This is a genomic window from uncultured Jatrophihabitans sp. (assembly GCF_964244045.1).
GTDB lineage: Bacteria > Actinomycetota > Actinomycetes > Mycobacteriales > Jatrophihabitantaceae > Jatrophihabitans.
Map to the genome: position 1 here is coordinate 190,632 of NZ_CAXTHK010000002.1, position 21,714 is coordinate 212,345.

At 70.6% G+C, this 21,714-nt stretch carries 20 protein-coding genes; 14 read left to right on the plus strand and 6 right to left on the minus strand.

Annotation, left to right across the window (positions count from 1 at the left end; all coding sequences use genetic code 11):
- Window positions 1–159: 159 nt before the first annotated feature.
- Together sepH and serC are read right to left on the minus strand one after the other, a co-directional pair.
- Entirely contained in the window at window positions 160–1,188 is a 1,029-nt protein-coding gene (sepH, locus tag ACFFC4_RS02750) for a septation protein SepH (RefSeq protein WP_375497528.1), read from the minus strand.
- 54 nt (window positions 1,189–1,242) lie between these two features.
- Window positions 1,243–2,358 carry a phosphoserine transaminase gene (serC, locus tag ACFFC4_RS02755; RefSeq protein WP_375497530.1) on the minus strand — a complete coding sequence of 372 codons (1,116 nt, stop codon included), beginning with the start codon at window positions 2,356–2,358 and terminating at the stop codon, window positions 1,243–1,245.
- 59 nt (window positions 2,359–2,417) lie between these two features.
- On the opposite strand from serC, the gene ACFFC4_RS02760 reads away from it, so the two are divergent.
- On the plus strand, window positions 2,418–3,065 hold the full coding sequence (locus ACFFC4_RS02760; protein WP_375497532.1) for a hypothetical protein: 648 nt from the start codon (window positions 2,418–2,420) through the stop codon (window positions 3,063–3,065).
- A 31-nt stretch (window positions 3,066–3,096) separates the two neighbouring features.
- Window positions 3,097–3,492 carry a VOC family protein gene (locus ACFFC4_RS02765; protein WP_375497534.1) on the plus strand — a complete coding sequence of 132 codons (396 nt, stop codon included), beginning with the start codon at window positions 3,097–3,099 and terminating at the stop codon, window positions 3,490–3,492.
- On the opposite strand, the gene ACFFC4_RS02770 is transcribed toward ACFFC4_RS02765, so the two are convergent.
- Both ACFFC4_RS02770 and ACFFC4_RS02775 read right to left on the minus strand, forming a co-directional pair.
- Window positions 3,489–4,784: a D-arabinono-1,4-lactone oxidase gene (locus ACFFC4_RS02770; protein WP_375497536.1), complete on the minus strand. Its 1,296-nt coding sequence runs from the start codon at window positions 4,782–4,784 to the stop codon at window positions 3,489–3,491. The two genes, ACFFC4_RS02765 and ACFFC4_RS02770, sit on opposite strands and share 4 nt — an antisense overlap.
- 23 nt (window positions 4,785–4,807) lie before the next feature.
- Complete coding sequence (locus ACFFC4_RS02775) at window positions 4,808–5,914, minus strand: citrate synthase 2 (protein ID WP_375497538.1); 1,107 nt, start codon at window positions 5,912–5,914, stop codon at window positions 4,808–4,810.
- 93 nt (window positions 5,915–6,007) lie between these two features.
- Between ACFFC4_RS02775 and pdxH the strand changes: the two genes are divergently transcribed.
- Genes pdxH through ACFFC4_RS02790 form a run of 3 tightly spaced genes read left to right on the plus strand, consistent with a single transcriptional unit; the run spans window position 6,008 to window position 8,897 of the window.
- Window positions 6,008–6,649, plus strand: coding sequence for a pyridoxamine 5'-phosphate oxidase (pdxH, locus tag ACFFC4_RS02780; RefSeq protein WP_375497540.1), 642 nt, complete (start codon window positions 6,008–6,010; stop codon window positions 6,647–6,649).
- A complete protein-coding gene (locus ACFFC4_RS02785; protein WP_375497542.1) occupies window positions 6,646–8,010 on the plus strand; it encodes an MFS transporter in 1,365 nt (454 codons plus the stop codon). The genes pdxH and ACFFC4_RS02785 overlap by 4 nt, the downstream gene beginning before the upstream one ends.
- The gene (locus tag ACFFC4_RS02790) at window positions 8,007–8,897 is read left to right on the plus strand and encodes an aldose 1-epimerase family protein (protein WP_375497544.1); all 891 of its coding nucleotides are present in this window, start codon (window positions 8,007–8,009) and stop codon (window positions 8,895–8,897) included. Before ACFFC4_RS02785 ends, ACFFC4_RS02790 begins: the two co-directional genes overlap by 4 nt.
- 30 nt (window positions 8,898–8,927) lie before the next feature.
- Here ACFFC4_RS02790 and ACFFC4_RS02795 read toward each other — a convergent pair whose 3' ends face one another.
- On the minus strand, window positions 8,928–10,283 hold the full coding sequence (locus ACFFC4_RS02795; RefSeq protein ID WP_375497546.1) for a cryptochrome/photolyase family protein: 1,356 nt from the start codon (window positions 10,281–10,283) through the stop codon (window positions 8,928–8,930).
- Between the two features lie 52 nt (window positions 10,284–10,335).
- On the opposite strand from ACFFC4_RS02795, the gene ACFFC4_RS02800 reads away from it, so the two are divergent.
- From ACFFC4_RS02800 to ACFFC4_RS02810, 3 genes are read left to right on the plus strand one after another with little or no spacing between them, the layout of a single operon-like run.
- The gene (locus ACFFC4_RS02800) at window positions 10,336–10,719 is read left to right on the plus strand and encodes a DUF5709 domain-containing protein (RefSeq protein ID WP_375497548.1); all 384 of its coding nucleotides are present in this window, start codon (window positions 10,336–10,338) and stop codon (window positions 10,717–10,719) included.
- An 8-nt stretch (window positions 10,720–10,727) separates the two neighbouring features.
- A complete protein-coding gene (locus ACFFC4_RS02805) occupies window positions 10,728–11,369 on the plus strand; it encodes an MBL fold metallo-hydrolase (protein WP_375497550.1) in 642 nt (213 codons plus the stop codon).
- Window positions 11,362–12,456, plus strand: a complete 1,095-nt coding sequence (locus ACFFC4_RS02810; RefSeq protein WP_375497552.1) for a dipeptidase — start codon at window positions 11,362–11,364, stop codon at window positions 12,454–12,456. Before ACFFC4_RS02805 ends, ACFFC4_RS02810 begins: the two co-directional genes overlap by 8 nt.
- 4 nt (window positions 12,457–12,460) lie before the next feature.
- Here the strand turns inward: ACFFC4_RS02810 and ACFFC4_RS02815 are convergent, their stop codons facing one another.
- Window positions 12,461–14,329, minus strand: coding sequence for a serine/threonine-protein kinase (locus tag ACFFC4_RS02815; RefSeq protein WP_375497554.1), 1,869 nt, complete (start codon window positions 14,327–14,329; stop codon window positions 12,461–12,463).
- A 287-nt stretch (window positions 14,330–14,616) separates the two neighbouring features.
- Between ACFFC4_RS02815 and ACFFC4_RS02820 the strand changes: the two genes are divergently transcribed.
- From ACFFC4_RS02820 to ACFFC4_RS02845, 6 genes are all read left to right on the plus strand, one after another.
- Window positions 14,617–16,623 carry an FAD-dependent oxidoreductase gene (locus ACFFC4_RS02820; protein WP_375497556.1) on the plus strand — a complete coding sequence of 669 codons (2,007 nt, stop codon included), beginning with the start codon at window positions 14,617–14,619 and terminating at the stop codon, window positions 16,621–16,623.
- Window positions 16,624–16,891: 268 nt separating this feature from the next.
- Window positions 16,892–17,710 carry an amidohydrolase family protein gene (locus tag ACFFC4_RS02825; RefSeq protein ID WP_375497558.1) on the plus strand — a complete coding sequence of 273 codons (819 nt, stop codon included), beginning with the start codon at window positions 16,892–16,894 and terminating at the stop codon, window positions 17,708–17,710.
- Window positions 17,711–17,739: 29 nt separating this feature from the next.
- The gene (locus ACFFC4_RS02830) at window positions 17,740–18,270 is read left to right on the plus strand and encodes an MSMEG_0572/Sll0783 family nitrogen starvation response protein (RefSeq protein ID WP_375497560.1); all 531 of its coding nucleotides are present in this window, start codon (window positions 17,740–17,742) and stop codon (window positions 18,268–18,270) included.
- A gap of 3 nt (window positions 18,271–18,273) precedes the next feature.
- On the plus strand, window positions 18,274–19,332 hold the full coding sequence (locus ACFFC4_RS02835) for an MSMEG_0568 family radical SAM protein (RefSeq protein WP_375497562.1): 1,059 nt from the start codon (window positions 18,274–18,276) through the stop codon (window positions 19,330–19,332).
- A 117-nt stretch (window positions 19,333–19,449) separates the two neighbouring features.
- Window positions 19,450–20,835, plus strand: coding sequence for an MSMEG_0567/sll0787 family protein (locus ACFFC4_RS02840; RefSeq protein WP_375497564.1), 1,386 nt, complete (start codon window positions 19,450–19,452; stop codon window positions 20,833–20,835).
- Window positions 20,832–21,668 carry a carbon-nitrogen hydrolase family protein gene (locus tag ACFFC4_RS02845; RefSeq protein WP_375497566.1) on the plus strand — a complete coding sequence of 279 codons (837 nt, stop codon included), beginning with the start codon at window positions 20,832–20,834 and terminating at the stop codon, window positions 21,666–21,668. The genes ACFFC4_RS02840 and ACFFC4_RS02845 overlap by 4 nt, the downstream gene beginning before the upstream one ends.
- Window positions 21,669–21,714 lie beyond the last annotated feature (46 nt).

Genomic DNA, 21,714 nt, shown 5'->3' on the forward strand with positions numbered 1-21,714 from the left:
GCTACGTCGAGGCACCGACTGTCAGCGACCCAGTTTCCGTACAGCGAACGCGACCCCACCGCGTTGAGTGTCGGGTTACGCGTCGAGTGTCGCCTTACAACTCGACACTCGACGCGTAACCCGACACTCAACGTGGTGGGCGAACGGGTGGGTCGAGAATCAGTCCTGCTTGCGACGCACCCCGAGCAGAATGTCGTCCCAGGACGGCACCTTGACGCGTGCAGCGCGCTCCTCCTCGGACTCCTCGCGCTTGCCGCCGAGGGTGCGCACCGACGACAGCCGGCTCAGCGGACGCGTCGAAGGGTCGGTGATGCCCAGCGGCAGCGGCGGTTCCTCGAAGCCGAGCTCGGACTCGCCGTCGGACAGGAAGCCGAGCTCACGCAGGCCGTCGGCCGGGGCCTCCTGGTCGTAGACGTGCTCGACCGCCGGCAGGGGATCGGTCATCGCCTCCGGCATCGGCGGAAAGGCGACCACGCCCGGCATCAGCGGCGGGGCGCTGACGAGTGCGGCCCGTTCGGGCGGCGCGACGGGTCGGATCGGGCGGTCGCTCAGCAGGTCCGAGGCGGCGGCGTCGAGCGCGGTCACCGACCGGGACGATCGGTGGAAGGCCCACTCGGCGCCGTGCGTGCCCTCGCCCCCTGCCCATCGGCCGCCCTGCCACTCGGCGCGCACGATCCACTCGCCGTCGTCCCGACGCCGCGTGGACCAGGTGACCGTGCTCGCGTCGATGCCGTGTGCGGTGAACCGGTCGTCGACGGCCTCGCCGAACACCACGAGCGTCCCCTCGCCGGCCTCGCCCTTGCTGCGGTGCGCGCGGGCGCGTCGGGCCTCCTCGGCGATGCGAACGCGTTCCTCGAGGACGGGTCCCGCGAAACGCATGATCCGTGCGACGTCGACGCCGTAGAACTCGGCGACCTGCTCGGGTGATTCCCCGGCCCGCACGCGGACCTGGATCTCGCGCGGCCCGACCGTCAGGTCCCGACCCGGCGCGGTTGCGGAAGCGGCGGGTTCGGGGGGCGCTTCAGTCGACGCGGCGGGTTCTGTCGATGCCGTGAGCGCGCGCAGCGCGGCGTCCAGGTCAGGGTCGGGCGCCAGCGCGAACCGATCCGGCCCGTCGGGCCCATTAGCGGCCTCCAGCACCAGGTGGGAGTGGTCGTCGGCGAGACCTACGAGGCGCAGTTGACGCATGGGCTGACGATAGGTCGCCGACGTGGATGCGCCCGGGAGCACACGCCGGGCGGTCTACAGGCGCTCTACTACGTGGTCGACGCACCGGGTGAGGGCCTCGACGTCGTCCGGTTCGACGGCCGGGAACATGCCGACCCGCAGCTGATTGCGTTTCAGCGCCCGGTAGGAGTCGGTGTCGACGATGCCGTTCGCGCGCAGCACGGCGATGACCGTCGCAGCGTCGACCGACGGATCGAGATCGATGGTGCCGACGACGGGACTGCGCAGCACCGGGTCGGCGACAAACGGGGTGGCGTAGGACGACTCGTCGGCCCAGCGGTACAGCCGGCGCGCGGACTCGGCCGACCGGGCGGTGGCCCACGGCAGCCCACCGGAAGCCAGCAGCCACTCGACCTGGTGGGCGAGCATCCAGAGCGTCGCCACGGCCGGGGTGTTGTACGTCTGGTCCTTGCGGGAGTTCTCCAGCGAGAGCATCAGGTCGAGGGTCGGGGGAGCCCAGCGCCCGGCGCGGACCTCGGCGATGCGCTCTATCGCAGCCGGCGAGCACAACGCCACCCAGAGGCCTGCCTCGGCCGCGAAGGCCTTCTGCGGCGCGAAGTAGTAGGCGTCGGCCTGCGCCACGTCGACGGGTACCGCGCCTGCGGCCGAGGTGGCGTCGACGAGCATGAGTGCGCCCGCGTCGTCGGCCCGCTGCACAGGGAGCACCACACCGGTGGACGTCTCGTTCTGCGGCCACGCGTAGACGTCGACGCCCGCCTCGGCGACGAGCGCCGGCGCGCTTCCGTACTCGCTGGTATGGACGCGCGGCTCGCCGAGGAACGGCGCACCCCTCGTCACCGCGGCGAACTTGTTCGAGAACTCGCCGCAGACCAGGTGCAGCGACCGTTCGCGGACGAGGCCGAACGCGGCGGCGTCCCAGAACGACGTCGACCCGCCGTTGCCCAGCAGCACCTCGTAACCGTCCGGGGCGCCGAACAACGTGGCGAGCCCGGCCCGGATGCGGGCGACGAGTGCCTGCACCGGCGCCTGCCGGTGGCTCGTGCCGAGCAGCGACCCGCCGGTGTCGCCGAGCGCGCGAACGACCGACGCAGGCACCTTCGACGGACCCGACCCGAAGCGGCCGTCGGCGGGTCGCAGCGCGGCCGGGATCGTGATGCTCGGTGTGTCCACGGTCCGATCCTTGCACCGCCGGTTCGCGCTTTGCGGCGATGGTCGGACAGCATGGTGTCGTGGACGATCATCTGGTGGGCGACGTCGTGCGCCTCGTCGACACCGCCAGCTTCGGCTGGGCGGGATTGCGCCGCTGGCGGCTCGACCGGGGCAGCGCCGCGGCGTCCGCGGGCGAAGTGCGCCAGGACCCGGGCACGGGCGCTTACCAGCTGCGACGCATGTTCGCCGGCACCGGTCGCATCGCGACCCTGCCGGCAACCTACGACGTGCACGACACCTCCGGGCAGCTGTGGCTGCGGGTCGAGTTGGCCAATGCTCGGCGGGCCCACACGGCGCCGGCAACGGTCAGTTCGAGCAGCGGCCGGCCGGTCGGGGTGGTGCCGTCGGTGCGCAGAGCACCCCTCGGCGCGGGGTTCACCGTCACCGCGCGCGACGGTGCGCCGCTGCTCGTCGTCCCGGCCGAGCGGGGGTTGTCGTGGTCGGCACTTGACCCGGCCGGGGTCCCGGTGGCGCGCGTCGAGCACCTCGCGGTCCCGGCCGGATGGGTCGACCGCAGCCTGCGGGCCGGCTTCGTCGACCGCGCGACCAGCCGCCGCGACGATCCGACGCTGTCCGGCGACGTCATCTCCTTCGAACGCAGCGCGACGGCCCTGCACCGCGCGCTCGTCCTCGGCGTGGCGATCTGCCGAGCCCATCCGCGTAGCTGACGTAGCCGGACACTTCTTCTATCGTCGGTACATGCCCTTGCGTTGGTACACCGTTGTCGTCGATTGCGTCGATGCTTCTGCCCAGGCCGACTGGTGGTCCCTGGTGCTCGACTGGCCAAAGGTCTACGAGGCGCCCGACGAGGTGGTGCTGATTCCCCCGCAGGCGCTGACCCAGAGCGACTCCGTACCACCGATGGAACGGGGGCCCGGCCTCGTGTTCGTCCCGGTGCCGGAGGGCAAGACGGTCAAGAACCGGCTGCACCTCGACCTCGCTCCCCTCGCCGGCGAGGACCAGGCCGAGGCCGTCGAACGGCTGGTCGGCTTGGGTGCCACCCGCAGTGACGTCGGGCAGTCCGCCGACGTCACCTGGGTCGTGCTCGCCGATCCCGAGGGCAACGAGTTCTGCGTGTTGAGTCCCAGGGACTAGCCGAGCACACAGGTCAGGTAGTCGTTGCCGAAAACCCGCTGTGGGTCGAGCTTGTCGCGCAGGGCAACGAAGTCAGCATGCCGGGGGTAGGTGGCGGCGAGCGACGCGGCGTCGCGGTAGTGCAGCTTGCCCCAGTGCGGTCGCCCGTCGACGTCGCAGGCGATCGCCTCGACGGCCCGGAAGTACGGCTCGTGCTCGCGCCGGTGGTACTGGTGCACGGCGAGGTACCCGGTGTCGCGGCCGGTGGCCGTGGACAGCCAGAGATCGTCTGCGGCGGCGAAACGCACCTCGACGGGGAAGCCGATCTGCTCGCTACTGCGGTCGAGCCAGCGCTCGATCTCGGTCAGCACCTGCGGCACGGCCGCGCGCGGCACGGCGTACTCCATCTCGCGGAAGCGCACGGTTCGGGGAGAGGCGAACACCCGGTACGAGCGGTCGACGTAGCCGCGCGCTGACAGTGCTCGCGCCGCGACCTCGTTGACCCGGGGGATGAGTGCGGGACGCCGCGTCGTCAGCCGGTTGACGCCGTCGAAGACGGTGTTCGACAGGAACTGGTCGTCGAGCCACGCGCGCGCCCGGCCGAGCGGCTGGAGCTCGGTGCCGGGCAGGACGCGGTTGTTGCGCTTGGTCAGCACACTGCGGGTGTGCGGGAACCAGTAGAACTCGAAGTGATCATTGCCGGCGACCTCGTCGTCAAGATCGGCCAGCACCGCGTCGAGCGTCGACGGCGCCTCGTTCGCGGCGAGCGCGAAGGCCGGCTCGCACTGCAAGGTGACAGTGGCGATGACGCCTAGTGCGCCGAGCCCGACACACGCCGTGGCGAACAGATCGGGGTCGGCGTCGGCCGAGCAGCGCCGCAGCGAGCCGTCGGCCAGCACGAGCTCAAGCGCGCGGACTTGGGTGGCAAGCCCACCGAGCTTCGCCCCGGTGCCGTGGGTGCCCGTCGAGATCGCGCCGCTGACGGTCTGGACGTCGATGTCGCCGAGGTTCGTCAGCGCGAGGCCGAGCTCCCACAGCGTGTCGTTCAGCTCGTGCAGCCGCGTGCCGGCCAGCACGGTGACGAGCCCGCTCGCGCGGTCGGCGTGTACGACCCCGCTCATCCGGTGCAGGCGCAGCTGAATGCCGTCGGTGGCGCCGATGGCCGTGAACGAGTGGCCGGCACCGATGGCCTTGACCCGCTGCCCGCGCTCGGCCGCACCGGCAACGACGCGCTGGAGCTCACCGACCGTTGCGGGCGTGGCAACTGTGACGTCGGCGCGCACTGTGCCGGCCCAGTTCGTCCAGGTGGTCATGGACTCATTGTCGCGTCGACGGCTCAGACGTGGGCGATGTCGTCCCAGCCCTCGACCTCGGACGGCTTGCGCGGGTCGGGGCCGATGTAGCGAGCCGACGGGCGCACGAGACGACCCGTCTTCTTCTGCTCCATGATGTGCGCCGACCAGCCGGCCGTACGGGCGCAGGTGAACATCGCCGGCATCATGTGCGGCGGCACCTCGGCGAAGTCGAGAATGACAGCGGCCCAGAATTCGACGTTGGTCTCGATGGGGCGGTCGGGGCGACGCTCGCGCAGCTCGGCGAGCGCCGCCTGCTCGAGCGCGTTGGCTGCCTCGAACTTCGGTGCGTCGAGTTCCTTGCAGGTGCGGCGCAGCACGCGAGCACGCGGGTCCTCGGCGCGGTAGACGCGGTGGCCGAAGCCCATGAGGCGGTCGTGTCGGTCAAGGATTTCGGTGACGACCTTCTTCGCGTCGCCGGTTTTCTCGACCTCCTGGATCATCGGCAGCACACGAGCCGGGGCGCCGCCGTGCAGCGGGCCGCTCATGGCGCCGATGGCGCCGGACATCGCGGCGGCAACGTCGGCCCCGGTGGAGGCAATGACGCGCGCGGTAAACGTCGAGGCGTTCATGCCGTGCTCGGCGGCGGAGCAGAAGTACGCGTCGACGGCCTTGATGTGGCGGGGATCGGGATCGCCGCGCCAACGGACCATGAAGCGCTCGACGATGGTCTCGCTCTGATCGATGCGCGATTGCGGGATGGCCGGCGTCGAGAGCCCGCGGGCCGACTGCGCGGCGTAGGACAGTGCCATGACGGCGGCGCGGGCGAGCTGCTCGCGCGCCTCCTCGTCGCTGATGTCGAGCAACGGGCGGTAGCCCCACACCGGGGCGAGCATGGCCAGCGCAGCCTGGACGTCGACGCGGACGTCGCCGGTGTGCACCGGGATCGGGAACGGCTCGGCCGGCGGCAGACCCGGACCGAACTTGCCGTCGACCAGCAACGCCCACACGTTGCCGAAGGTGACGTGCCCGGCGAGATCCTCGATGTCGACGCCGCGGTAGCGCAAGGCGCCGCCGTCCTTGTCGGGCTCGGCGATCTCGGTCTCGAAGGCGATGACGCCTTCCAGACCCGGGCTGTAATCGTCTGCCATTGCCGCGCTCCGCTCAGGTAGTCCTGCTTGACGAGCCCCATTCTGCTCACACCCGGATCTGTCCTGGCGAGTGAGGTGCGAGGATTCAGGGTGATGACTGATCCAGCCGCTCTGCGCCGGCGTTATGCACGCGGTCACCTCGATGACGAGGCCGTTGCCGACGCCTGGTTCCCGCAGCTGCTGGCCTGGTTCGACGAGGCCGTCGCCGACCCCGCCGTTGTGGAGGCAAACGCCGTCCAGTGGGCGACGGTGTCGCCCGAGGGGCGGCCCGCAGTGCGCACGGTGTTGATCAAAGGGTTGGACGAGCGCGGCATCGTCGTCTACAGCAATTACGAGTCTGCGAAGGGCCGCGACCTCGCTGCACACCCGTACGCGGCGGCTGTCCTGGTCTGGCATGCCCACGAGCGGCAGGTGCGCCTGACCGGCGACGTCGAGCAGGTCTCGCGCGCTGAGACCGAGGCCTACTTCGCGTCCCGACCGCGGGAGTCGCAGCTCGGCGCGTGGGCCTCGCCGCAGTCGCAGGTCGTGGAGTCCCGTGCGGCCCTGGACGCCCTGGTGGAGCAGGCCGAGGCGCAGTTCGCGGCCGGGCCGATCCCCGCACCGCCGCACTGGGGCGGTTACCGTCTCGTGCCCGACGCGGTCGAGTTCTGGCAGGGCCGCCCGGGCCGCGTCCACGACCGAATCCGCTTCCGGCTGACCGACGGGACGTGGTTGCGGGAACGACTTGCCCCGTGAGCAAGGTTGATCCGTCGGCGCAGAGCACGCCGGACGAACTCCTGGACCCGGCGCCCGATCCGGCCGAGGCGCCCGACCAGGCCCGCAGGTTGGGTCGCTTGCTGCGCCGGCAGGCCGTCGACACCCGACCGCTGGCGATCCCGGCCTTCAAGCGCCTGCTGATCGGCCAGGGCACGTCGTTCATCGGCTCGATGCTGACCCAGGTCGCGGTGCCGGTGCAGGTGTACGCGATCTCGCACTCGTCGCTCTACGTCGGCCTGGTGGGGTTGGCCGGGCTCGTCCCCATCGTCGTCTTCGGCCTGTACGGCGGGGCGATCGCCGACGCCGTCGACCGCCGCACGCTGTACTTCTGGTCGTCGCTCGGCACCTGGGTCGTGACGCTCGCCCTGCTTGCGCAGACGTTCGCGGGGCTGAACAGCGTCGGGGTGATCCTGGGTTTGGTCGCCGTGCAGTCGGGGTTCTTCGCGGTGGCGTCCTCGGCCCGCGGGGCGATCATCCCGCGCATCGTCGAGCCCGACCTCGTCCCCGCCGCCAACACCCTGAACTTCACCATCGGCAACATCGGTCAGGTCGTCGGCCCTTTGATCGCCGGCGTCGTGGTGGCGTTGCCGCACGGGTTCGAGTACGCCTACTCCATCGACGGGTTGCTGTTCACCGCCGCCCTGTACTCGGCGCTGAAGCTGCCGGCCATCCCACCCGACGGCAAGGGACAGAAGCTGGGGCTGCGCTCGGTCGTCGAGGGGTTGGCGTTCATCGCCACCCGTCCGGTGCTGGTGATGTCCTTCGCGGTCGACATCGCGGCCATGGTGCTGGCCATGCCGCGTGCGCTCTTCCCCGAGGTCGCGGACGACCGCTTCGGTGGCAACGTCGGGCCGCTCTACGCGGCCATCGCGATCGGCTCGGTGGTCGCCGGGTTGTCCAGCGGCTGGATCGGCCGGGTGCGCCGCCAGGGACGTGCGCTGACCATTGCCATCGTCGGTTGGGGCGGTGCCGTGGCACTCGCCGGCCTCGCGCATCAGTTGTGGCTGGCCGTCGTGCTGCTGGCCGTGGCCGGGGCGGCCGACCTCGTCAGTGCCGTGTACCGGCAAACGATCCTGCAGACTTACGCACCTGACGAGATGCGCGGTCGCATGCAGGGCGTGTTCATCGCGGTCGTGGCCGGTGGTCCACGGCTGGGCGACGTACGGGCCGGTGGTACCGCGGCGGTCACCGGGTCGACATTCTCCTGGGTCGGCGGCGGCGTGGCCTGCATGGTCGCGGTGGCGATCGGCGGCGTGGCTGTCCGCTCGTTCTGGCGCTACGACACGAAGACCGCCGGCGAGGTGCCGGTCGACCCGGAGCCGCTACCGTCCACCGCATGAGCTTGTGCGGCACGGTGTGGGTCATCGCCAACGGCAAGCATCGGGCCGAGATCGCCGAGGTCGGCGCCGGACTACGCAGCTACACCCATGACGGCAACGACGTCACCTGCCACTACGGCGACAACGAGCTGCCGCCTAAGGGCTGCGGCACCACGCTCGTCCCGTGGCCCAACCGGATCCGCGACGGCAAGTACACCTTCGACGGCGTCGAGCAGCAGCTCGCGCTCACCGAGCCCGATAAGCGCAACGCCATTCACGGCCTGGGCCGGTGGGCGCGATGGTCAGTGCTCGAGCAGGCCTCCGATTTCGTGCGCCTCGGCCTCGATGTCGTGCCGCAGAAGGGCTATCCGTTCCAGGTGCACGCCGAGGTGCGCTACGGCTTCCGGCCGGACGGGCTCGTCGTCGAGCTGACCGGCCGCAACGACGGCGCGCAGCGAGTGCCGTTCGGCATGGGCTCGCACCCCTACCTGTCGACGCGTGGCGCTTCTCTCGACGACGTGTCGCTGTTGATCCCGGTGGCCGAGACGTTCGAGGTGGACGACCGGCAGGTGCCGGTGGGTCGACGGCCGGTGTCAGAGAACGAGGACTTCCGCGCCAGCGCCGTGCTGGGCGGGCGACGCTTCGACCAGGGCTTCACCGGCGTCGAATTCACTCACGGGGTGGCTCGGGCCGAACTACGCGGCGACGGCTTTAGCGCAACCCTGTGGTTCGGTGACGCGTTCGGGTACGTGCAGGGTTACACCGTCGACGACGTGTCGGCTGGGCAGTCCGGCGTGGCGTTCGAGCCCATGTCCTGCGCCCCGGACGCGTTCAACTCCGGCGACGGGCTCGTCGTCCTCGAACCCGGTGAGACCTGGACCGGGACCTGGGGCATCGTCCCCGGCTGAATCCCGTGACCACTCACCGAGGGACGTCGTTCAGGACGAGCTGCGCCCGGCGCGGGCGGCCTGATACCGCTCGAGCGCGACCAGCCGCTCCTTCTTGTGATCGACGATCGGCTCCGGGTAGTCGACGGGCGGTGCGTCGAGCTCCCAGGGGGTGTGGACGGCCTTGCCCGGGACGTTCAGCAGCTCGGGAATCCAACGCCGCACGTAATCCCCCTGCGGGTCGAATTTCTGGCCCTGCGTGATCGGGTTGAACACCCGGAAGTACGGCGCGGCGTCCGTGCCGGTTCCGGCCGTCCACTGCCAGCCGTGCTGATTGGACGCGAGGTCGCCGTCAACGAGGTGCTTCATGAAGTGCCGGGCACCGTGCTGCCACTCGATGTGCAGGTCCTTGACCAGGAACGACGCCACGATCATTCGCAGCCGGTTGTGCATCCAGCCCAGGGCGAGCAGCTGCCGCATGCCGGCGTCGACGATCGGGAAACCGGTCCGGCCCTGCGTCCACGCCTCGAAGGCCGCGCCGTCGGCGGGGGCGTATTCCATGGTGGCCAGCTCGGGCTGGAAGTACTCGCGTGCGGACTCCGGCCAGGTCGCCAGGATGGTCGCGTAGAAGTCGCGCCACGCGATCTCGCCGCGGTAGGTCTCGTCGCCCGGTCCGAGGTCGGCAAGGATCGTGCGGGGATGGATCGCGCCCCACTTGAGGTACATCGACATCCGGGACGTGCGGTCGAGGTCCGGCCGGTCGCGGTCGTTGCCGTAACCGCCCAGTCCGCCGTCGTGGTACTTCGTCCACGCCTTGCGGGCAGCGTCCTCGCCCGCGTCGGGTAGGTCCATGCCCTCGGGCAACGCCGGGTCGCCGGGGATGTCGATGCCATTCAGCCCGGTGTGCCAGTCGACGCGGCTCGCGATCGGGGTGGCCGGCTTGCGCCACCCGTGCTCCTTCCACGCTCGGTGATAGGGCGTGTAGACCTTGTAGACCTCGCCGTCCTTCTTGGTCAGGCGTCCAGGCGCGACGGCGTACGGCGAGCCCGTGCGCACCAGCCGGACGTCGCCGAGCGACTCTTCCACCGCCTCGTCCCGGGTGCGGCCGTAGGGGCCGAAATCGGCACTGACGTGCACCGAGGACGCTCCGACCTCTTTCGCGACCTCGGGCACCACCTTCACCGGGTCGCCACGACGGACGACGAGCTGGCCGCCGTGCGAGCGCAGGTCCTCGTCCAGTGCCCGCAGGGAGCGGTAGAGAAAGGCCACCCGGGGCGCGCCCGAGGGCTCGAGCAGCGCTGGGTCGAGCACGAAGAGAGCGGCTACTGGCCCGTCGCCGGCCGCCTCGTGCAGAGCGGGATGATCGCCTAGCCGCAGATCGCGCCGGAACCAGAGGACTGACGTCATGGCACCAGCCTGCCCAAGTGACAGGCAGCGACGAACCGGGGAGGGTGCAGGCATGAGTGAATCCGACGACAGCTACGTAGGCACCGAGTTCAGCGCCGATCAGGGCACCAGCGAAACGCTGACCGGGGACAACACGCAGGACCCGCTCGACGCGGGGTACAACCCGCCCGATCGCCCTAACAAGAGCTGGCGCGGCGAGACCGCCGACGAGCTGCGCGAGGGCGAGAGCCTCGACGACCGCCTCGCCGAGGAAGTACCCGAGGTCAGCGAGGCCGACCTCGAGACGGCATTCGAGGAGCCGCGCGCCGGACGCCTGGTTGCCCCGGACGAGGGCGCGCATGCTGACGAGGAGAAGGACGAGATCGCCACCGACGTCGGCCGGGCAGGTTACGCGGCCAGCGCCGAGGAGGCTGCCGTCCACATCGAGGAAGGGTAGGTCGGGGCATGCAACTGACCAAGTTCACCCACGCGTGCATCCGATTCGACGACGGCGACCGCAGCCTGGTCATCGACCCGGGCGCGTTCAGCGAGGTCGAGGCGGCTCTGGACGGCGCTGACGCCGTGCTCATCACCCACGAACACGCCGACCACATCGACACCGACAAGGTGCGAGCCGCCCTCGAACGCGACTCCCGCCTGCGCCTGTGGGCGCCGGCGTCGGTGGCCAAGAACTTCGCCGAGCTCGGCGAGCAGGTGACGACCGCCGAGCCCGGCCAGGCCTTCGACGCCGCAGGTTTCGGCGTACGCACCTTCGGCGGCCAGCACGCCGTCATCCATCCGGCCATCCCGGTGATCAGCAACGTCGGGTACCTGATCGGCGACGCCGTCTACCACCCGGGCGACTCGTTCTTCGTGCCGCCGGTGCCGATCGAAGTTCTTTTTGCCCCGCTGCACGCACCGTGGTCGAAGACCTCCGAGGTCATCGACTTCGTCGTGTCCGTGCGGGCACCGAAGGTGACGGGCCTGCACGATTCGTTGCTCACGTCGACCGGTTTGAACATGGTGCGCACGCTGGTCGGGCAGTTCGGCGGTCAGCACGGCAGCGAGTTCGTCGCGCTGGCGCCCGGCGAGACCATTGATGCCTGAACGCCGTCACCCGATCTTCGACGGTCACAACGATCTCCCGTGGGAGATGCGCGACCAGTTCGGCTACGACCTCGACGCCTACCCGGTCGACGTGCGCGGCGACCGTACACAGACCGACCTGGTCCGACTCGCGGAGGGCGGGGTCGGGGCACAGTTCTGGTCGGTCTTCGTGCCGTGCAACTTGGGCGACCGCTCAGTCGCAGCGACGCTCGAGCAGATCGACTTCGTACTGCGGATGATCGCCCGCTACCCCAACCGGTTGGCGCTGGCGCTCACCGCGGCAGACGTCGAGGAGGCGTTGGCCGACGGGCGGATCGCGTCGCTGATGGGTGCTGAGGGCGGCCATTCGATCGACTCGTCGCTGGCCGTCCTACGCACGATGCATGCGCTCGGCGTCCGCTACATGACGCTCACCCACAACGAGAACGTGCCGTGGGCTGACTCGGCCACTGACGACCCGGTGGTCGGCGGCCTGTCGGACTTCGGCCGTGACGTCGTGCGCGAGATGAACCGGCTCGGCATGCTCGTCGATCTCTCGCACGTCGCCGCCACCACCATGCGCGACGCCCTGGCCGTAAGCACCGCGCCGGTGATCTTCAGCCATTCCTCGGCCCGTGGGGTCAACGACCATGTCCGCAACGTCCCGGACGACGTGCTTGGCGCCTTGCCTACCAACGGCGGCGTCTGCATGGTGACGTTCGTGCCCGCGTTCGTCTCGAACGAGGTGCGGGAGTGGGACGAGGCGGTGCTCGCCGAGATGGCCGAGCGTGGCGAGGACCGGCGCGATTGGCTGGCACACCAGCAGGCGGCCGAGCGTTACGCCGAGCGCGTCCCGGCACCGGTGGCCACGGTGGCCCAGGTCGCCGACCACGTCGAGCACGTCCGCGCGGTGGCCGGCATCGAGCACGTCGGGCTGGGCGGTGACTACGACGGCTGCGCTCCCATGCCTTCGGGTATGGAAGACGTCTCGTGCTACCCGGCGCTCCTGGCCGAGCTGCTCGACCGGTCGTGGTCGGACGCCGACCTCGCCGCGCTGACCCACGGCAACACGCTGCGGGTGCTGCGCGACTCGGAGGTCGCGAGCTGACGCGTCAGCTCGCGCAGACCGCCGGTGTGTCGTTCGGGAACGGCGCGCTCTTCCAGAACTGGGTGAAGATCGTGTCCGTCGTGATGTTTGCGCCGGCTGGCGCGTACAGCTTTACGAGGAACAGCGGCATCGAGCAGAATCCCGTCGTCACGTCGCCGTAGGTGGCGGTTGAGGGCCCTTTGTAGAGCAGACCGCGGCGCATCTGGTCGATCGTCCAGTAGGTCTTGGTGTACTTGCGGTCGTTGACCAGCTCGGCGCCGTAGGCCGCGACGTTTGCTGCGGTGTCGAAGCGGCCGATGTCGACCTCGAGCTTGGTGCCGCTGAGGTCCTTGCAGGCAATCTGGTCCAGCATGCCCGGCGCTGTGCTGACGCCGGTCTCGAGCGTGCACGTCGCACCCTTGTAGGCGTGCTCCGTGTCGTTGGCGTGCGTGCCGACCAGCTCGGTGAACTGGGAGTACTGACTCCACCCCGGGGTGACGACGGTCGAGCTGGACGTCGAGGGTGAGGCGCTTTCGCTGGTACTGCTACTGGCTTCGCCGCTGCCGGACGCCGACGCGGTCGGGCTTGCTGTGCCGCTCCGATCGGCCGACGAGCTGTCGTCGCCGCCTGATGACACCGCGACGATGATGATCACCGCAATGATCACGACGATGGCCGCGATCGAGATCGGGATCAGATTCTTGCGGTTGGCGAAGAACCCGCCGCCTCCGCCGCTCCCCGGGTGTTGCGGGTTGAACGGCGGCGGGCCGCCGGGGCCGGTGACCGAGCGGCCGGGCACGCCGGGCACGCCGGGCACGCCGGAAATGAAACCTTGCGGGCCGGACGGTTGAGCGAACGGACCGCTCGCCGGACGCTGTGGCCCGGACAGCGGTGGCCCGGACGGCGGTGGCCCGGACGGCGGTGGCCCGGACGGCGGTGGCCCGGACGGCGGCCGGGTCATCGGCGGGCCCTGGAAGGCGCTGGCGGTGAAACCACGCTGGATCGGCGGTCCGACCGGTGGCGCGAGCGGCGGCGGCGGTGGGGGCGACGCGACGCCGGCGCCGGTCAACGCGGCCCGGGCGGCGGTCGCGAACTGGCTGGCGGTCTGGAAGCGGTCCCCGGGGTCCTTGGCCAGGCCTCTGCGGATGACGTCGTCGAGCGTCCGGGGCAACCCCGGGACCTCCACGGAAGGCAGCGGCGGCGGCGCGTTCACGTGCGCGTACATCACCTGAAACGTCTCGCCCCTGAACGGCGAGTGGCCGGTCAGGCACTCGTAGAGCACGCAGGCCAACGAGTAGAGGTCCGAGCGGCTGTCCCCGTCGCCCCCGCTGATGCGCTCGGGCGCCATATAGCCGAGCGTGCCGACGGTGCCGGTGGTGGCGGTCAGCGCGGTGCCGCCACCGGCGCCCTCGCTGCGGGCGATGCCGAAGTCGACAAGGTAGGCGAACACGCTCTGCCGGTCGGCCGTCATACCGGTCACCAGCACGTTCGACGGCTTGATGTCGCGGTGGATCAGGCCCAGGTTGTGCGCCGATCCCAGGGCTGCCGCAACCTGCCCGATGATGTCGACCGCGAGCCGCGGCTCCATGGGGCCCTCGTTGGAGATGACGGTCGACAGGTCGACGCCCTCGACGAGGCGCATGTCGAGGAACAGGTGCCCGTTGATCTCGCCGAAGTCGTGGATGGGGATGACATGCGGTTCGTTGAGCCGGGCCACGAGCCGGCACTCGCGTCGGAAGCGGGCCTGAAAGATCTCGTCGCTCGCCAGGTCCTTCGGCAGCCTCTTCAGGGCGACGATGCGATCGCGCTTCGTGTCGTAGGCCCGGTAGACCTCGCCCATGCCACCGCGCCCGATCATCGTCTCGAGGACGTAGTGACCGAACTGCTCCGACACGAGGAACTCCTGGGTTCAGATGGCTGCCGCCCGCGATCCTATGGTCTCGGCGCCGATAGCACCTGACGTCTGCGCCGAGCGCTCGCATCGCTGCGTTCTTGTCGGCGCTGTCGCCATGCGGAACCCCGATGGTGACGCCGAGCCCGCCGCGCACCTTGAACGCGCCCACCGGTGTGTGGTTCTCGTGTTTGACGACGCTGATCGCCGCTGCCCCGCGGGATCTTGTTGCGCCGGTGGCGCCATAGCGTTCGAGAGGCAGCAAGATCCGTCGCAGATACAGTTCGACGGTGACGCGCTACCCGCACCTGCTGGCCCCGCTGGACCTCGGCTTCACCACGCTGCCCAACCGCGTGCTGATGGGCTCGATGCACGTGGGGCTAGAGGACCGGCCGAAGAACCTGCATCGGTTGGCGGCGTTCTACGCCGAGCGGGCGCGCGGGGGTGCCGGGCTGATCGTCACCGGCGGGTTCGCGCCCAACCGCACCGGCTGGCTGCTGCCTCTGGCCGGCAAGCTGACGACTCGGCGCGAGGTCGAGCGGCACCGCGAGATCACCGGCGCGGTGCGCGCCGAGGGCGGCAGGATCGCCCTGCAGCTGCTGCACGCCGGTCGTTACAGCTACCACCCGCTCAGCGCCACGGCGTCGAAGTCGCGCTCGCCGATCACGCCGTTCGGGGCGCGGGGCATGAGCGCGCGGGAGGTGCGTCGAACTATCTCGGACTTCGCGCACAGCGCGGCGCTGGCCCGCGAAGCCGGTTACGACGGCGTGGAGATCATGGGCAGCGAGGGCTACCTGATCAACCAGTTCCTGACCACGCGGGTCAATCGCCGCGACGACGAGTGGGGCGGGTCGTCGGCGAACCGCCGCCGGTTCCCGACCGAGATCGTCCGGCAGGTGCGCGACGCGACCGGCCCGGACTTCATTCTCTGCTACCGGATGTCGTTGCTCGACCTCGTCGAGGACGGCCAGACCTGGGACGAGACGGTAGCCCTCGCGAACGAGGTCGAGGCTGCCGGCGCGACGCTGATCAACACCGGCATCGGGTGGCACGAGGCGCGGGTGCCCACGATCGTCACCTCGGTGCCCCGCGCGGCGTTCACCGCGGTCACCGCGAAGCTGCGTCCCGAGGTGACCATCCCGGTGATCGCGTCGAATCGAATCAACATGCCCGAGACGGCCGAGGAGATCCTGGCCCGCGGCGACGCCGACATGGTCTCGCTCGCTCGCCCATTCCTGGCCGATCCGGAGTGGGTGCGCAAAGCCGCCGACGACCGCAGCGACGAGATCAACACCTGTATCGCCTGCAACCAGGCCTGTCTCGACCACACGTTCAAGCACAAGGTGGCCAGCTGCCTGGTCAACCCGCGGGCCGGTCACGAGACACTGCTCAAGCTATCGCCGGTGCGGCGGGCCAAGCGGGTCGCGGTTGTCGGGGCCGGGCCGGCGGGGCTGGCCACGGCCTGTGCCGCCGCCGAGCGCGGGCACGACGTCGAGCTGTTCGAGGCCGCGGACGAGATCGGCGGGCAGTTCCAACTCGCCCGTCGCATCCCCGGCAAGGAGGAGTTCGCCGAGACCCTGCGCTACTTCACCCGCCGCCTGGAGCTGACCGGCGTCAAGACCCACCTCGGCGTGCGGGCCGGTATCGACGAGCTGGCCGGCTTCGACGAGGTCGTGCTGGCCACCGGCGTCGTCCCGCGCGAGGTCGCCATTCCGGGCGCTGATCGTCCGAACGTCCACAGCTACACCGACGTGATCACCGGCGCGGTCACGGTCGGCGCGCGGGTGGCCGTCATCGGCGCCGGCGGCATCGGCTTCGACGTCAGCACGCTGCTCACCGAGGTCACCGCGCCGGACCGCGACGGCTGGCTGCGCGAGTGGGGCGTCGGCGACCCCGCCGTCACCCGCGGCGGGCTGGCCATACCGGTTCGGCCGACAGCCGCGCGTCAGGTGTTCCTGCTGCAGCGCAAGACGAGCAAGGTCGGCGCGGGCCTGGGCAAGACCAGCGGCTGGGTGCACCGCTCGACGCTCACCGCGTTCGGGGTCGAGATGCTGCGCGGCGTCAACTACGAGCGCATCGACGACGACGGGCTGCACGTCACGGTGCACGGCCGTCCTCGCGTGCTCGAGGTCGACGACGTCGTCATCTGCGCGGGCCAGGAGCCGCGCCGTGAGCTGGCCGATGCCCTGGCCGCAACCGGCGCCACTGTGCACGTCGTGGGCGGCGCCGACGTCGCCGCCGAGCTCGACGCCAAGCGCGCCATCGACCAGGGCACCCGGCTGGCGGCCACCCTGTAACACGGACAGACCCTTCGACGCTGCCGTCCACAGCGGTTATCCACACCTGTGGACGGCGACGGGCGCATTACGGCGCACGCCAGGCCTCTGCGCTGAAACATTCGACCGGCCGATGACGGAGCTCGGCAACGTCGACGCAGGGCCCGTCTTTGCAGGTGTGCAGTGCCCTGAGCGTCAACCGGTACCTGCTGAGGACGCCCGTCGTGGGACACGCGGACTTATTCCGACGGTAACCACCGAAACACTCCCGCGCCTTTGACTCGTTCCTATGGCAACCGCGGACGGACACCGGCACCTCGGGGTCCTGCCCGCGTTTCCGTTCTACGGTGGGCCGCCGATCAGCGCCGACATCAGCGCCCGGGCCACCATCGATGAACTGCTCGCCGACCTCGACCGCGAGGGCACCGAGCGTGCGCTCGTCCTGCCCAACTACGGCGTGCCGGACGTCTCGCTGACGTTCGCCCTCAATGACCTGGTGGTCGAGGCTGCGCAGCGCGACGACCGCATCCGCGCCGGGCTCTACGTGTCGCCGCGGCCGCAGGACGCCGAGCTGACCGCCAAGGCGCTGACCCTGGCCGGCGAGCCGGGCGTCAAGGCTCTGAAGACGACGTTCCTGCTCGGTGGCCACCCCACCGACCCGGAGAGCCTCGAGCAGCTCGACCTGATCTTCGCGGCTGCCCGCGAGCACGACCTGATCGTGCACATCCACACCTCGCCCGGCGCGGCGTCCGACATCGATCAGGTCGGCACCCTGGTCGAGCGCTACGGTGACGACGCCAAGATCCACCTCGTTCACCTGGGTGGCGGCATGAGCGGGCACATGAAGCTCATCGGCGGCCGGTTCTTCGACTGGATCTCGGCCGGCAAGCGCGTCTACACCGACACCAGCTGGGCCATCGGCTTCGCGCCGCGCTGGCTCGCGGCCGAGATCGACAAGCGCGGGCTCGGGGCCGATCGCGTGCTGTTCGCCAGCGACGAGCCGTGGGGCGACTACACCGGTGAGTTCGCCCGGCTGGCCGAGGCCGCCGGCGACGGCGAGCTGTCCCGGCACGTCTTCACCGACAACTTCGCAGCCCTCTACGACTAGCTCACCACCACCCAACCCGAAGGAGCACCATGACCACCACCATCTCCGACCCCGAGGTCGCCGAGAACGCCGAGAAGAGCCGCGCCGAGATACCGCACCCGTCCCTGTCCAAGGGCACGAACCTCTACGGCGGCACGAAGGTCTTCCCGGACTATCAGGCCTCCGAGGGCCAGGCCTGGTTCGCGCTGGTCCACGCCATCGCCCACGAGTCCTCGGTCAGCTTCGTCGCGATCCTGCAGGCCACCCGCGCGCTGCGTAAAGGGTTCGAGTCGGCGTTGTACTTCTACGGGCCGGGCGCGATCAACTGCAACGCCAACCGCGGCTTCCCGACGACCGGTGATGACGCCTTCCCGGGCGAAACCAACATCAACAACGCGCTGGCGACGTTCATCAAGGAGGGCGGCACGGTGTACTGCTGTCGCTTCGGCATGGCCCTGCACGGCATGCGCGAGGAGGACCTCATCGAGGGTGTCATCCCGGCCCACGCCCTCGACGTCCAGGACGCAGTGATCCACTACGCCAACAAGGGCGCCATCATCCAGTCCAACTTCATGGTCTGACGTATGACGTCGACCTCGTTGCGTTCCGACCTCGCCGTGTGCGGCGTGGCGGTCGACGCACCCGTGCACCGCGAGGGTGGGGCCGGCCCGTCGGACGACGGGCACGTCCTGCTCGGCGGTGTCGGTACCGCCCTGCCCATCGTGGCCAAGAGCAAGTACCGGGTACGCGAGGGTCGGCTGCTGCTGGACGGGGCCGACCTCGGCCTCGACGTCACGCCCGTCGCCCGTCCGCACTTCTACGATCTGCGGACGGCCGACGGCGTGCCCTACGAGAAGATCGCCCGGCTGCACGGCGCCAACGTGCTGGCCACCACGGTCGTCCAGACGTGCATCCGCTACGCCGAGGCCGAGCGGTGCCGGTTCTGTGCCATCGAGGAATCGCTGACGGCCGGCGCCACCACCGCGGTCAAGACGCCCGAGCAACTGGCCGAGGTCGCCGAGGCTGCAGTCCGGCTCGACGGCGTCACCCAGATGGTCATGACGACCGGCACGTCGGCCGGTCGTGACCGCGGAGCGCGCCACCTCGTGCGCTGCGTCAGGGCGATCGTCGACCGGGTGCCCGGGTTCCCCATCCAGGTGCAGGTCGAGCCGCCCGCCGACCTCGCCGTGCTGCAGGAACTGCGCGACGCGGGAGCGGTCAGCATCGGCATCCACGTCGAGTCGATGGACGATGACGTGCGGCGGCGTTGGATGCCCGGCAAGGGCTCGGTGCCCATGGCCGAGTACCGCGCGGCGTGGGCCGAGGCGGTGCGGGTCTTCGGCCGCAACCAGGTGTCGACGTACCTGATCGTGGGGCTGGGGGAGGACCCGGACGAGTTGGTGGCCGGTGCCGCCGAGCTCATCGCCATGGGCGTCTACCCGTTCGTGGTGCCCTACCGCGCCATCGCCGGCACGCTCGCCACCGAGATCGACGGCGCCACCCCGCCGCCGGCATGGTTGGTCGCTGACGTCACCTCCCGGGTCGGCGAGCTGCTCGCCGACGCCGGCATGCTCGGTGCCGACCAGAAGGCCGGTTGCGCGGCCTGCGGCGCCTGCAGCGCCCTGCAGACGGCCGGCGGCTGACCCGTGACCACGCACCTGCCCTCGCGCACCACCCCCTCCGCTGATCAACAGCGCGAAACTGTCGTCAGCGGACGTTTTGGCGCTGTTGATCACAGAGGGGGGGACACGATCGGATCGGTGCTGTCCGGTCCGGGGCACGTGACAGCGCCGGCCTGGACAATCGCGGTGGCCGAGCACGACGCGGACCTTGCGGCCTACCGCACCGTGCGCCGCGACGTGTTCGTCACGGAGCAGGGCTTGTTCGCGGGTTCTGATCACGACGACGTCGACGACGACCCGCGTGCGGTGGTGCTGGTCGCTCGCGCTCCTGACGGTGCGGTACTCGGTGGCGTCCGCCTTGCGCCGGCCACGACGCCAGACCTCGGCTGGTGGATCGGGGCGCGCCTCGTGGTTCGGCCCGACGCCCGGCGGTTGATCGGCGTCGGTGCCGCGCTGGTCCGTGCCGCCTGTGCACACGCCGAACGGGTAGGAGCGCTGCGTTTCGAGGCCTGCGTGCAGGCGGCGAACGAGCCGCTGTTCCGGCGGCTAGGTTGGACGCGCCTCGACGACACCCAGTTCGCCGGCCGGCCGCACGTGCGCATGCGCTGGCCGATCGGGCGCTTCGCTACCCAGGCCCGCTCGACCAAATCCGCGCTCGGTCCGCTGCTGGCCGGACTGCACCTCGGCGGCCCAGGGTTCGTCGGCGACGACGGCGCCCCCGTTCCTGGTTGCGACCTCGTCGCCGCCTGCGACGCGATCGTCCCCTCGCTCGTCGAGCGCGATCCCGAATGGGCGGGCTGGTGCGGTGTGCTCGTCAACGTCAACGATCTGTCAGCCATGGGGGCTGCGCCGGTCGGCCTGCTCGACGCGATCGGGGCGCGCGACGCCAGCTTTGCAGCCCGCGTCGTGTCCGGGTTGCGTAACGCCGCGCAGGCATGGGGCGTGCCCGTGCTCGGCGGCCACACCCAATTCGGCGTCCCTGCGGCGTTGTGCGTCACCGCGCTCGGTCGAACGGACCGTCCCGTCCCGGCCGGTGGCGGGCGTCCCGGCCACGCTGTCACCGTCACCGCCGACCTCGGCGGCTCGTGGCGGCGCGGGCACACTGGCCGGCAGTGGGACTCGACCACGGTGCGCAGCACCGCGGAACTGCAAGCGCTCGGCGGCATGGTGGCCGCCACCGCGCCGCCCGCGGCCAAGGACGTCAGCATGGCCGGCCTGGTCGGCACGCTCGGCATGCTGGCCGAGGCCAGCGGCTGCGCCGCCGTTCTCGACGTCGCGGCCGTCCCCACCCCGGCCGGCGCGGGCACGGCCGACTGGCTGTCCTGCTTCCCCGGCTTCGCCATGATCACCGCCGACGAGCCCGGGCGCGACGTCGCGCCCTGCGGCCCCGCGGCGTCCGCCGTCTGCGGCGGCCTTGTTCCGGGCGCCGGCGTGTCGCTGCGCTGGCCAGACGGCGAGACCACCGAGGGCATCGCGGCCGGGGTCACCGGCCTCGGCCCCGCCAAACCAGGAGTCAACCAATGACAGAGACCAGAGTCGCCGCCGTCGCGGCCAACTTCGGACGGGACCTCGACGACGCGTTCGCGCGCATCGAGGTCATCCTCGACGACGCCCGCGCGCGCGGCACCCAGCTGGTGGTGTTGCCCGAGGCGACGCTCGGCGGGTACCTCGCCAACCTCGACGGTGCCGGTGACGTCTCACTGCCGCCGGCGCTGGAGGTCGACGGGCCGGAGGTGCAGCGCCTGGCCGCGCTGGCCGGCGACCTCGTGGTCACGGCCGGGATGTGCGAGGCGGACGGCGAACGCCGCTTCAACACCGCCATCGCGGTGCATGGCGCCGGCGTGCTGGGTGTGCACCGCAAGGTGCACCAGCCGCTTGGCGAGGGCGCGTCCTACGCCGCGGGCGAGGCATTCGACGCCTTCGACACCCCGGTCGGACGGCTCGGGATGATGATCTGTTACGACAAGGCCTTCCCCGAGGCGGCCCGCGCGATGGCCGTGGACGGAGCGCAGATCCTCTGCTGCATGTCCGCCTGGCCGACCGCGCGCACGCAGTCCACGCCCGACATCGCCGACGACCGCTGGGCGCGTCGCTTCGATCTCTACGACCGGGCCCGCGCCTTGGAGAACCAGGTGCTGTGGGTGTCGGCGAACCAGGCCGGCACGTTCGGTGACCTACGCTTCGTCGCCTCGGCCAAGGTCGTCGACGCCGGCGGCGACGTCCTCGCCACCACCGGCTACGAGGCCGGCGTTGCGTACGCGAGCGTCGATCTCGACGGAATGCTCGATGGCGCGCGGCGGCACATGTTTCACCTGCGCGATCGCCGACCCGACGCGTACTCATTGGTCGGCGTATGAGCGACGCTTGCGGAGCGAAGCAATGTCATCGCGTCTCTGCATGCCC